Raw genomic sequence first — 13,054 nt, forward strand, 5'->3', positions numbered from 1 at the left:
CATGTATTTGAATGGGAGAGATTGATATGACAAAAGTTGTTCAAACCAAACATGCACCAGCAGCCATTGGACCTTACTCTCAAGGAATTATTGTCAATAACATGTTTTACAGCTCAGGGCAAATTCCATTAACCCCAGCTGGAGATTTTGTCAATGGAGATATTAAAGAACAAACACATCAAGTATTCCGTAATCTTGAGGCTGTACTTGAAGCAGCAGGTGCTTCCTTTGAAACAGTCGTGAAAGCAACTGTTTTCATCAAAGATATGGAACAATTCGCTGAAGTGAATGAAGTGTACGGTGAGTATTTCCATACACATAAGCCAGCTCGTTCATGTGTGGAAGTGGCAAGACTTCCAAAGGATGCGCTTGTAGAAATAGAAGTAGTTGCATTAGTGAAATAAACAGGCACTCTCAATGAAAGCCGTTTGGTTTCATCATATGCAGGGAAAGACATCATCATGATGTCTTTTTTTATGCTGAGAATGTAAGCGTCGTCACGAATATGACAAATAATGTATAAATATCCCGATATTTCAAAAAAAGTTTAAAAAAAGAGCAGGAGAATCACCACGATCGTTGAATACCTAAGTAATGCTTTTATATTGGGAAAAGGTGGTGAACTACTGTGGAAGTTACTGACGTAAGATTACGCCGCGTGAATACCGATGGTCGCATGAGGGCGATTGCATCCATCACGCTGGACCACGAATTTGTTGTTCATGATATTCGTGTGATTGATGGAAATAATGGGTTGTTTGTTGCAATGCCTAGCAAACGCACGCCCGATGGAGAGTTTCGCGATATTGCACATCCAATTAATTCAAGCACTCGGGGTAAAATCCAAGATGCTGTATTAAATGAATATCATCGCTTAGGCGAAGAGGAAGAAACAATTGAATATGAAGAAGCTGGAGCTTCTTAATCATACGTGAACCTAAAAAGACAGCTTTAAGAGAAAATGAATGTTTTCTTTTAAATGCTGTCTTTTTTGCGTTCTTTCTCTTGTTTCTTAAGTCTTTCATCTGTTAGAAAATTATTGTACTTCCTTATGTATCCTTGAAATCAGTCTTTATTTAGGATATATTTTTCTATGGATAATAGGGATATTGGAGGCCAATCAATGGATAAGCGGTTCGCAGTGATTTTAGCAGCGGGAAAAGGAACGAGAATGAAGTCAAAGCTATATAAAGTACTTCATCCAGTTTGCGGAAAGCCAATGGTCGAGCATGTGGCAGATGAAGCGTTAAAGCTTTCTTTAGCCAAGCTAGTGACGATTGTCGGTCATGGTGCAGAGGACGTGAAAGAGCAGCTTGGAGACAGAAGTGAGTATGCACTTCAAGAAGAACAGCTGGGAACAGCCCATGCCGTTAAACAAGCAAAGTCGTTCCTCGCGCAGGAAAAGGGAACAACCATTGTCATTTGTGGTGATACGCCATTATTGACAGCGGAAACAATGGAAGCCATGTTAAGCGAGCATCAAAAACATCAAGCAAAAGTCACTATTTTAACAGCACATGCGGATGATCCAACAGGCTATGGCCGTATTATTCGTGACGAAACAGGTGCTGTCGTGAAAATTGTGGAGCATAAAGATGCGAACGATGCAGAGCGTCAAGTGAATGAAATTAATACAGGGACTTATTGCTTTTCAAATGAAGATCTCTTCCGTGTGATTGAGCAAGTGTCGAATGAAAATGCACAGGGTGAATACTACTTGCCAGACGTTATTGAAATTCTAAAAAATGAAGGGCAAACAGTTGCAGCTTATCAAACACCGCATTTTGAAGAAACACTTGGAGTCAATGACCGTATCGCTCTATCACAAGCAGAGCAATTCATGAAGCGACGTATTAATCATCAGCATATGAAGAATGGTGTGACCTTGATTGATCCTGAGAACACGTATATTTCGCCAGATGCTGTCATCGGTGAAGATACAGTTATTTATCCTGGGACGGTCATCAAAGGGAATGTAAAAATCGGTGCAGACGCCACTATTGGGCCAAACACTGAAATTGTTGACAGCATCATCGGAGATCGAACAGTTATTAAGCAATCTGTCGTCTGCGATAGTGAGGTTGGAGTTGATGTGACAATTGGACCGTTTGCTCATATTCGCCCATTGTCGAAAATTGGCGATGAAGTAAAAATCGGAAATTTTGTCGAAATCAAGAAAACAGTTTTTGGAGACCGCAGCAAAGCATCTCATCTAAGCTACATTGGAGACGCAGAGGTCGGAACTGATGTAAATCTTGGCTGTGGTTCCATTACAGTCAACTATGATGGGAAAAACAAATTCTTAACGAAGATTGAAGACGGCGCATTTATTGGCTGTAATTCAAATCTCGTTGCACCAGTCACTGTCGGAAAAGGGGCATATGTTGCAGCCGGTTCAACGGTTACAGAAGATGTACCGCAGGATGCATTGTCTATTGCTAGAGCAAGACAAGTCAATAAAGAAGATTATGTGAAAAATATTCATAAAAAATAATCCAAATACCCGGAGGTTTACCATGTCTAATCGTTATGCTGATGCGAATTTAAAGATATTCTCTTTGAATTCAAACCCTGAACTTGCCAAAGAAATTGCCGATCGTATCGGAGTTGATGTAGGAAAGAGCTCTGTTAAACGCTTTAGTGACGGTGAAGTCCAAATCAATATTGAAGAAAGTATCCGCGGCTGTGATTGTTATGTTATTCAATCAACAAGTGCGCCAGTCAATGAGCATATTATGGAACTGCTCATTATGGTGGATGCGCTAAAACGCGCTTCTGCGAAAACTGTCAATATTGTGATCCCTTATTACGGATATGCACGTCAAGATCGTAAAGCAAAACCTCGTGAGCCAATCACTGCGAAGCTTTTTGCAAACTTGCTTGAAACAGCAGGTGCTACACGTGTGATTGCGCTTGATCTTCATGCGCCGCAAATCCAAGGTTTCTTCGATATTCCAATCGATAACTTAATGGCTGTGCCAATCTTAACAAACTATTTCGAACAGAAGAATTTGAATGATATCGTTGTTGTGTCTCCTGACCACGGTGGTGTGACACGTGCGCGTAAAATGGCAGACCGCCTGAAAGCGCCAATCGCAATTATCGACAAACGCCGTCCAAAGCCAAACGTTGCTGAAGTCATGAACATTATTGGTAACATTGAAGGCAAAACGGCCATTCTAATCGATGATATCATTGATACAGCTGGTACTATTACACTTGCTGCAAATGCGCTAGTCGAAAATGGAGCAGCTGAAGTATATGCTTGCTGTACGCACCCAGTCTTGTCTGGACCAGCAGTAGAACGCATCACAAACTCTAAAATTAAAGAATTAGTTGTAACAAACAGTATTCAATTAACTGATGACAAGAAAGTTGGAAAATTCATTCCGCTTTCAGTTGGGCCTTTGCTTGCAGAAGCCATCATCCGTGTACATGAAGAAGAATCTGTGAGCTACCTTTTTAGCTGATTATCTGATTAAAAAAGGCCCTAGGCATCAAGCTTAGGGTCTTTTTGCTATCATCATTCACGGCAAATAGGTTTAAAATGATTCGGTTATGGGTAATTATGAGAGTAGTGACAAAAAAGAAATAGGATGGTGCTGAATATGGCAACTTTAAAAGCAAATAAAAGAACTGATTTCAAACGTTCCACACTGCAAAAAATCCGTCATTCAGGACACGTTCCTGGTGTCATATACGGAAAAAATACAGACAATCTGGCTGTTTCATTAGACAGCATCGATTTATTAAAAACCTTACGTGATGAAGGGAAGAATACAATCATCACCTTAGATGTGGGTGGTGAAACGAAATCTGTGATGGTGACAGAATTACAAACAGATCCGCTGAAAAACGAACTTGTTCATGCTGATTTCCAAGTCGTTGACTTACAGCGTGAAATTGAGGCAGATGTACCAATACAGCTGATTGGCGAGTCTAAAGGGGTAAAAGATGGCGGTGTGCTTCAGCAGCCACTATTTGAACTATCTGTTACAGCGAAACCAAAAGATATTCCGCAGAATATTGAAGCTGATATTACAAACTTAGAAGTCAATGATGTCTTAACAGTTGCTGATCTGCCTGTTCAGTCATCTTATCAAATCAATAACGATCCAGAAGAAGTCGTTGCCTCCATTCTGCCGCCTCAGCAATCAGAGGTTCCTGAGCCAGATAGCGAAGAAGAGCCGCAAGAGCCTGAGGCCATTAAAGAAAAGGATGACGATGGAGAATAACTGGTCATTTAGAGACGTAACCCTCCCGCGGTTGCGTCTTTTGTGCTAGAATGAAAAGAATTCATACGTTTTTACATGAGGCAATCTGATTGGCTCATTTTTTAGGCGTGTGCTGTGTGACAAAGGAGGTTATTGGTTTCATGATTGCATTCGTTGGATTAGGCAATCCAGGAAAAGAATATGAAAAAACAAGACATAATGTCGGGTTTATGACAATAGATGAATTATCAAAAAAATGGGACATTCCTTTAAATCAATCAAAATTCCATGGACAATTTGGAACTGGGTTTGTTTCGGGGCAAAAGGTTCTACTTGTAAAGCCGCTTACATATATGAACTTATCAGGAGAATGTGTGCGTCCGCTAATGGACTATTACGATATTCCCCTTGAACATTTGAAAGTGATCTATGATGATCTTGATTTGCCAACTGGCCGGATTCGCTTACGTACAAAAGGAAGTGCAGGCGGGCATAATGGAATCAAAACATTAATTCAGCATTTAGGTTCACCTGAATTTGACCGGTTCCGTATCGGCATTGGACGTCCTCAAAACGGCATGAAGGTCGTTGATTACGTACTAGGACGTTTCTCAGAAGAAGAACAGCCTGACATCGCATCAGCCATTCAATCGTCTGTCGAGGCTTGTGAAGCGGCTTTAAAAAAGCCATTTTTAGAAGTGATGAATGATTTTAACAAGAAGGTATAAGAATGATAAGCGAAGCACATACTGATCATAAAATCTCAGCATGGGAGGATCACGTATGGCTTTGCATTATTACTGCCGCCACTGTGGTGTAAAGGTTGGCAGTCTAGATGAATCTGCTGTCCAAAGTGAAGCGCTTGGATTTCATCACTTAACAAATGAGGAAAGAAACGATATGATTTCTTATAGGGAAAATGGTGATTTACATGTACAAACCATTTGTGAGGATTGCCAAGAGGCGCTTGAAAGAAATCCTGATTACCATCAGTATCATACTTTTATTCAATAAAAAAGCTTTGGTGTAGATATTAGACCAAAGCGTTTTTCTGTTTTAAACAAACAGGGAGGAGGAGCCAAATGAAAAACATACAATCATTTATCAAACAAAGTGATGATTTTCAGTCCATTTTTAATGGGCTAAAGGAAGGGTTAAAAGAACAGCTGCTTGCCGGACTATCAGGCTCCGTCAGATCTTTATTTACAGCCGCGATATCAGACGAACTGAAGCGGCCAATGTTTATTGTGACTCACAATTTATATCAGGCGCAGAAGGTAACAGATGATCTAGCAAGTGTGATGCCGGATCGCTCGGTTCTTCTCTATCCTGTCAATGAACTCATCGCTTCAGAAATTGCAGTGGCCAGTCCTGAGCTGAGAGCACAGCGTTTGGATGTCTTGAATCGACTTGCGAATGGAGAAAACCCCATTATCGTCACTCCCGCTGCTGCGGTTCGCAGGATGCTTCCGCCAGTTGAGCTCTGGAAGGAGAGTCAGATCCATTTAAAGATCGGTGAAGAAATTGATTTGGAGGCGTTTTCAAAACAGCTCGTACAAATTGGTTATGACCGGACGTCGATGGTTGCAGCGCCCGGAGATTTTAGTGTGCGCGGAGGAATTATCGACATCTATGCATTAACGGAAGATCATCCAATCCGTATTGAACTGTTTGATACAGAAGTAGACTCGATTCGAACGTTTCATTCGGATACACAGCGTTCATTAGAAACCCTTCAAGAAATCAAAATAGGTCCTGCAAAAGAGTTAATTGTGAGAGGTCCTGAACGAGTGAGAGCCATTGAACAGCTTGATCAAGGGCTGGCGAAGAGCTTAAAGAAATTCAACTCAGATCAGCAAAAAGAACTGCTTCATCAAAATATTTCTGCTGATCGCGAGAAGCTGCTAGAAGGCATCGTGACACAGGAAATGACGAAGTACCTGTCCTATTTCTATGAAAAGCCTGCTAGTTTGCTAGATTACACATCGCAGGATACGATTATTATTTTAGATGAAATCAGCAGAATTCAGGAGATGGAAGAACAGCTTGAACAGGAAGAAGCCGATTGGACAATTAGTCTGCTTGAAGAAGGCAATATTCTTCATGATTTATCTCTATCTTTCCCGTTCCAAGAACTGATCAATCAGCAATCGAGATCCATTCTGTACTACTCTTTGTTCCTGAGACATGTCCAGCAGACAAATCCGCAAAATATCGTCAATGTATCTAGTAAGCAAATGCAGAATTTCCACGGGCAGATGAATGTGCTGGCGAGTGAAATTGAACGCTATAAAAAACAGCAATACACGGTTGTCTTCTTAGGTGCTGATGAAGAGCGGACAGAAAAGCTGTCGTCTGTTCTGCATGATTATGACATTGAAGCCGCTCTTGCTAAACCGGACGCTGAGCTTGTAAGCGGACAGGTGTATATTTTACAAGGTGAGCTGCAAACGGGCTTTGAATTGCCGTTATCAAAAATTGCTGTGATCACAGAAGGTGAACTCTTCAAGAAACGTGTGAAAAAACAGGCACGTAAGCAAAAGCTGACCAATGCAGAGCGAATCAAGAGCTATTCAGAGCTTCAAGTCGGCGATTATGTGGTGCACATTAACCACGGGATCGGTAAATATTTAGGAATTGAAACGCTTGAAATCGGCGGCATTCATAAAGATTATTTAAATATTCATTATCAAGGAAGCGACAAGCTTTATGTACCGGTTGAACAAATTGATCAGGTGCAGAAATATGTAGGATCAGAAGGTAAAGAACCAAAGCTGTACAAACTAGGCGGCAGCGATTGGAAACGTGTGAAGAAAAAAGTGGAAACATCTGTACAGGACATCGCAGATGATCTGATTAAACTGTACGCAGAACGCGAGGCAAGCAAAGGATATGCCTTCTCGCCTGATCATGAGATGCAGCGCCAGTTTGAATCCGCGTTCCCTTACCAGGAAACAGATGATCAAATCCGTTCAATTCACGAAATTAAACAGGATATGGAGCGGGAACGTCCAATGGACCGTCTGCTTTGTGGAGATGTGGGTTACGGAAAAACGGAGGTGGCCATTCGAGCGGCCTTCAAAGCCATTGCTGACGGGAAGCAGGTAGCCCTGCTAGTTCCGACAACCATCTTAGCGCAGCAGCATTTTGACACAATCATGGACCGATTCCAAGACTACCCTGTCAAAATCGCGCAGCTGAGCCGTTTCCGTACAAGAAAAGAAACAACTGAAACGTTAAAAGGACTGAAAAACGGAACGATCGATATGGTTATCGGCACACACCGTCTTCTTTCAAAAGACATCGTCTACAAGGATTTAGGCCTGTTGATCATTGATGAGGAACAGCGTTTTGGTGTGACGCATAAAGAGAAAATTAAACAGATGAAAGCCAATATCGACGTACTGACATTAACGGCTACGCCAATTCCGCGTACGCTTCATATGTCCATGCTAGGCGTGCGGGATTTATCAGTGATTGAAACACCGCCTGAAAATCGATTCCCTGTTCAAACCTATGTGGTCGAGTACAATGGCGCTTTAGTCAGAGAAGCGATTGAGCGAGAATTAGCACGCGGCGGTCAAGTGTACTTCCTTTACAACCGTGTTGAGGATATTGAACGAAAAGCAGACGAAATCTCCATGCTGGTCCCAGACGCAAAAGTCAGTTATGCGCACGGGAAAATGAGTGAGAACGAGCTGGAATCAGTGATGATCAATTTTCTTGAAGGTGAATCAGATGTATTGGTCAGTACCACCATCATTGAAACGGGAGTCGATATTCCAAATGTGAATACACTCATCGTCCACGATGCCGATAAAATGGGGCTCTCTCAGCTGTACCAGCTAAGAGGACGAGTCGGGCGTTCGAACCGTGTCGCTTATGCTTATTTCACGTATCGAAAAGATAAAGTTCTTTCTGAAGTTGCGGAGAAAAGACTTCAAGCCATTAAAGAATTCACAGAGCTCGGATCTGGGTTTAAAATTGCGATGCGTGATTTAACGATTCGAGGAGCAGGGAATTTACTTGGTGCTCAGCAGCATGGCTTCATTGATTCGGTTGGATTCGATCTCTATTCTCAAATGCTGAAAGAAGCCATTGAGGAAAGAAGAGGCGATACTACGGCTCAAGATAAATTCGAGCCAGAAATTGATCTGCAAATTGATGCTTACATCCCAGACACTTATATTTCGGATGGCAAGCAAAAGATTGAAATGTATAAACAGTTCAGAGCAATTGGATCGATTGAAGAGAGAAAAGAGCTTCAGGATGAAATGATCGACCGATTTGGTGAATATCCGCAAGAAGTGGCTGACTTGTTTACGATTGCGACAATGAAGGTGTACGCTGTCCAGGAACGTGTCGAGCTGATCAAGATGGAGAAAGGCATTGTCAGAATGACCCTTGATGAGAAAGCAAGCGGTGAAATCGACGGCCAAAAATTATTTGAGCTCGGCAGTAAATATGGACGTGAAATCGGATTGGGAATGGAAGGCAGCAAGCTGATTATTTCTGTCCAAACGAAAGGCAAGAAGACAGAGGAATGGCTTGAGGTTGTTCTTAACATGCTTCGAGGCCTTCAAGATGTGAAAAAAGAAACCATTCCATCTTCATAAAATTTTGTTTGTCTCTCGTGTATATTACGTTTGATGTGACGGATACTAAACTCAGGGTCAAGTGGTGAATGTTGCATAAAGTGGACGCTTTTGTTCCATTCACCCAACACATCATCAAACGAAAGAGAGGCAGCAGTGAATGAAAGCAACTGGAATTGTACGCCGCATCGATGATCTAGGTAGAGTGGTTATTCCGAAGGAGATTCGCAGAACATTGCGCATTCGGGAAGGAGATCCGCTTGAGATTTTCGTCGACCGCGATGGAGAAGTGATTTTGAAGAAGTATTCGCCGATTAGTGAGCTAGGAGACTTTGCGAAGGAATATGCTGATGCATTATTCGACAGTTTGGGTCATTCCATCCTGATCTGTGATCGAGATACGTATATTGCTGTATCCGGCAGTTCGAAAAAAGAGTACTTAAACAAATCCATCAGTGATTTACTTGAACGAACAATGGATCAGCGTAATTCTGTGTTAGAAGAAAGCAAAAAAGAAATTCAACTTGTCGATGGTATTGATGATGACGTATCTTCTTATACCATTGCACCTATTGTTGCAAACGGAGATCCGATTGGCGCCGTCGTCTTATTTTCTAAAGAGCGTTCAATGGGAGAAGTGGAGCATAAAGCGGCAGAGACAGCAGCTGGCTTCTTAGCCCGTCAAATGGAACATTAGGTCTAATAACTCTATATCATTTTGATAAAACGAAAGAATGCCGATGAAATCATTTGATTTTGTCGGTTTTTTATATGGAATGAAACAAAACGAGACATGTGCCGTCTACTCCTTAGAAAGGAACGTCTTTTTCACGTATGATATAATGAGTGCGTTTAACTGTAGATCTATTTTAAAGGAGTCATCCATGAAAAATGCTGTGAATCAGCCGCACTGGCTTTTCCAGGGTGCGGTGATTTTGACCATCGCAGGCTTGTTATCAAAGGTACTAAGTGCCGTTTACCGTGTCCCGTTTCAAAACATCGTAGGGGACACAGGGTTTTATATTTATCAGCAGGTATATCCTTTCCTTGGCATTGCCATCATGCTTGGTACAACAGGTTTTCCTGTCATGGTGTCCAAGCTTTTGAGTGAGCATGGGGAAGAGAATCGACGGATCATTACAAGGGTATCCTTGATCTATATCACTTTACTGAGCCTGGTCTTATTTCTTTGTCTTTACATAGGAGCAGGCACAATTGCGGGTCTTATGGCAGACAGTCAATTAATTCTGCTCATCCAGATGAGTGCTTTTGTGTTTCTATTTCTGCCGCTCACTGTGATGCTGAGGGGAGTTTTTCAGAGTGACGGTCTGATGCTTCCAACGGCTGTTTCTCAGTTGGTTGAGCAGCTCATCAGGGTAGGTGTCCTGCTTGTTTTATCCTTCTATTTCGTGAGGCATGGCTATTCGCTTTATGAAACAGGGGCGGGTGCAGTGTTCTCTTCTATCGCGGGAAGTGCGGCCTCGCTCATTTTGCTTCTTTTCCTTTGGCTGACCTATCGAAAGCAGTCTGCTGCAAGTATGTCAGGCAAACAGGTGACACTTCGAAAAAAAGATGTTATGAAGAGTTTGGTGCTGTATACATTGACGATTTGTGTCAGCGGTTTGCTCATTTTATGGATGCAAATGATTGATGCTTTTCATCTGTATGCGTTGCTGCGCAGCGAGGGTCTCAGTGAAGCGGCGGCAAAGGCGGCGAAAGGTGTATATGACCGAGGCCAGCCTTTCTTACAGCTCGGAACGGTGTTTGCCATCAGCATCGGAACCTCACTTGTGCCATTTTTATCAGCAGCCATGAGGAATGGAGAGCATGAAACGATACGGCAAAAAGTTCGGTCATCGGTTAAGACCACGTCGGTATTAGGGATAGGGTCAGCGGTTGGACTGATTTGTATTTTAGCACCAGTCAATACAATGCTTTTTCGTAATGATTTAGGCACCGATGCCTTGCAAATATTCTGTATATCGATCGCCTTTACATCGATTGCCATTACGCAGACGGCTTTACTGCAAGGGCTCGGGCATACTGTGTACCCTGCTGTTGTGGTGGTCCTCAGCGTGCTGGTGAAATGGATTCTAACGATTGCGCTTGTACCGTTATTTGGCATCCAAGGTGCCGCATGGTCAACTGTATGTGGTTTTCTCACAGCAGCTGTGCTCAATGCCGTTTATTTGAAGCATAAAGGATGGATTTCGTTGAGAGAGCTGTTCCCGGTGAAAATTCTTTTATCAGCCGCCTTCATGGCTGTGGTCTTAATAGGATATCAGGCTCTGTTTTCATGGGTCATCCCCTTTGAAAAACGTCCGTTTTCCGTTTTAGAGAGCCTGACATCAGTTTTTATTGGTGGTTTCGCCTTTTTATATAGTATTCTTAAGCTAGAAGTATTTACGGACGAGGAATGGAGACTCATTCCATTAGGAGAAAAGATTTTATATTTTAAACAGATGAGAGGGAATCAAAATGGCAGGTAAGATTACCGTCGTCGGTCTCGGGGCAGGCGACATGGATCAGCTGACGCTCGGTGTATATAAGCAGCTGAAGCAGGCGAAAGAAGTATTTATGAGAACGCAGGATCATCCGCTTACCGCAGAGTTGATGCAGGAGGTCCCAGCTCTCACCTTTTTTGATGAAATTTATGAAAAGCACGATCAGTTTGATCAGGTGTATCAGGAAATTACCGAAATATTATTTTCAGAGGCAGCGGAAAAAGACATTGTGTACGCAGTACCTGGTCATCCATTTGTGGCGGAAAAGACCGTACAGCTGCTCGTTTCCGGGCAGAAAGAGCGCGGGATTGAGGTGTCTGTCGCTGGTGGACAAAGCTTTCTAGATGCGACATTCAACTCCTTGCAGATTGATCCCATCGAGGGATTACAATTCGTTGATGCAGGGGATATGAGAGCGGATGATCTGAAATTAACCCAGCACGTCCTGATTTGTCAGGTATATGATCAGATGACAGCTTCGAATGTGAAACTCACACTGATGGAAAAGCTTCCCGACGATTATGAAGTTTATATTGTGACTGCAGCTGGAAGCAGTCAGGAACAGATTACTGCCGTTCCTTTATTTGAACTTGATCGAGATGTGTCGATAAATAACTTAACGAGTGTTTATGTTCCTCCAATTCAAGATGAACAGCTGCTTTATCAACAATTTGACACCTTCCGTGACGTCATACGTACATTAAGAGGTCCGGGCGGCTGTCCATGGGATCAAAAACAAACAAATGAATCACTCAAACCATATTTAATTGAAGAATGCTATGAACTGCTTGAAGCGATAGATGAAGATGACCCAGATCATATGGTGGAAGAGCTTGGCGATGTGCTGCTGCAGGTGCTGCTTCACGCTCAAATTGGCGAAGATGACGGTTATTTCTCAATCGATGACGTCATTCAGCATGTCACAGAAAAAATGATTCGGCGGCACCCCCATGTGTTTGGTGACACGAATGTTTCTGAGGCAGCAGATGTGGTTGCCAACTGGGAAAAAATCAAGCAGCAGGAGAAGCCAGAGCGGACCGGTTCTATTTTGCAATCGATTCCGGCGACACTTCCAGCACTAACAAAGGCATATAAGCTCCAAAAGAAAGCTGCCAAGGTAGGCTTTGATTGGACAGATGTTCAAGATATTTGGAACAAATACGAAGAAGAAAAGCAGGAATTTCTCGATGAAGTGGCAGAGAAGACGGACGAAGGTGCAACGAAGCAGATGAAAGATGAATTTGGAGATCTTTTGTTTGTTCTCGTCAATATTGGCCGGTTCTATCACTTAGAGCCTGAAACGGCACTCGCTTCTGCCAACACAAAATTTATACGGCGCTTTCAGCATATCGAACAAAAAGCAAAGGACATAGGCCGTTCATTAGATGACTTAACGCTAGAGGAAATGGACGATCTATGGAACGATGCGAAACGCATAGAAAGAGGTGAAGACACATGAGACTAGATAAATTTTTAAAAGTGTCCCGTTTAATTAAAAGAAGAACATTGGCAAAAGAAGTAGCTGATCAAGGCAGGATTTCTATTAACGGAACACAGGCGAAAGCAAGCTCTGACGTGAAAGAAGGAGATGAGCTGCAAATCCGCTTTGGTCAAAAACTAGTGACTGTTCAAGTCAACGAGTTAAAGGACACGACGAAAAAAGAAGAAGCGGCTGGCATGTATACTGTGCTAAAAGAAGAAAAAACAGCAGAATAGGGCTTGTTCTAAATGACCCTCTTAT

General features: G+C 42.5%; 12 protein-coding genes. All 12 read left to right on the forward strand.

Features of this window, described 5'->3' with window-relative positions; translation table 11 throughout:
- Positions 1–26: 26 nt before the first annotated feature.
- The 12 genes from ridA to MHH65_RS00365 all read left to right on the forward strand — a co-directional run bounded on the left by ridA (position 27) and on the right by MHH65_RS00365 (position 13,029).
- Entirely contained in the window at positions 27–404 is a 378-nt protein-coding gene (ridA, locus tag MHH65_RS00310; protein ID WP_024425639.1) for a 2-iminobutanoate/2-iminopropanoate deaminase, read from the forward strand.
- 224 nt (positions 405–628) lie between these two features.
- Complete coding sequence (spoVG, locus tag MHH65_RS00315) at positions 629–925, forward strand: septation regulator SpoVG (RefSeq protein WP_008357439.1); 297 nt, start codon at positions 629–631, stop codon at positions 923–925.
- Positions 926–1,123: 198 nt separating this feature from the next.
- A complete protein-coding gene (glmU, locus tag MHH65_RS00320) occupies positions 1,124–2,494 on the forward strand; it encodes a bifunctional UDP-N-acetylglucosamine diphosphorylase/glucosamine-1-phosphate N-acetyltransferase GlmU (protein ID WP_024425640.1) in 1,371 nt (456 codons plus the stop codon).
- 22 nt (positions 2,495–2,516) lie between these two features.
- Positions 2,517–3,470 (forward strand): ribose-phosphate diphosphokinase, encoded by a 954-nt coding sequence (locus tag MHH65_RS00325; protein WP_024425641.1) that lies wholly within the window; start codon positions 2,517–2,519, stop codon positions 3,468–3,470.
- A gap of 138 nt (positions 3,471–3,608) precedes the next feature.
- Positions 3,609–4,235 (forward strand): 50S ribosomal protein L25/general stress protein Ctc, encoded by a 627-nt coding sequence (locus MHH65_RS00330; protein ID WP_034284155.1) that lies wholly within the window; start codon positions 3,609–3,611, stop codon positions 4,233–4,235.
- A 140-nt stretch (positions 4,236–4,375) separates the two neighbouring features.
- Entirely contained in the window at positions 4,376–4,942 is a 567-nt protein-coding gene (gene pth / locus MHH65_RS00335) for an aminoacyl-tRNA hydrolase (protein WP_342497884.1), read from the forward strand.
- Between the two features lie 55 nt (positions 4,943–4,997).
- Positions 4,998–5,228, forward strand: coding sequence for an anti-sigma-F factor Fin family protein (locus MHH65_RS00340; protein WP_003217967.1), 231 nt, complete (start codon positions 4,998–5,000; stop codon positions 5,226–5,228).
- Between the two features lie 68 nt (positions 5,229–5,296).
- Positions 5,297–8,830: a transcription-repair coupling factor gene (gene mfd / locus MHH65_RS00345; RefSeq protein ID WP_041115203.1), complete on the forward strand. Its 3,534-nt coding sequence runs from the start codon at positions 5,297–5,299 to the stop codon at positions 8,828–8,830.
- Positions 8,831–8,969: 139 nt separating this feature from the next.
- Positions 8,970–9,506: a stage V sporulation protein T gene (gene spoVT / locus MHH65_RS00350; protein WP_034284159.1), complete on the forward strand. Its 537-nt coding sequence runs from the start codon at positions 8,970–8,972 to the stop codon at positions 9,504–9,506.
- 187 nt (positions 9,507–9,693) lie between these two features.
- On the forward strand, positions 9,694–11,298 hold the full coding sequence (locus MHH65_RS00355) for a polysaccharide biosynthesis protein (RefSeq protein ID WP_046314454.1): 1,605 nt from the start codon (positions 9,694–9,696) through the stop codon (positions 11,296–11,298).
- Entirely contained in the window at positions 11,288–12,772 is a 1,485-nt protein-coding gene (gene mazG, locus MHH65_RS00360; RefSeq protein ID WP_268414577.1) for a nucleoside triphosphate pyrophosphohydrolase, read from the forward strand. Before MHH65_RS00355 ends, mazG begins: the two co-directional genes overlap by 11 nt.
- Positions 12,769–13,029, forward strand: a complete 261-nt coding sequence (locus tag MHH65_RS00365; protein ID WP_008341839.1) for an RNA-binding S4 domain-containing protein — start codon at positions 12,769–12,771, stop codon at positions 13,027–13,029. Before mazG ends, MHH65_RS00365 begins: the two co-directional genes overlap by 4 nt.
- Positions 13,030–13,054: the final 25 nt, after the last annotated feature.

The sequence above is a fragment of the Bacillus sp. FSL L8-0654 genome (assembly GCF_038629965.1).
GTDB lineage: Bacteria > Bacillota > Bacilli > Bacillales > Bacillaceae > Bacillus > Bacillus safensis.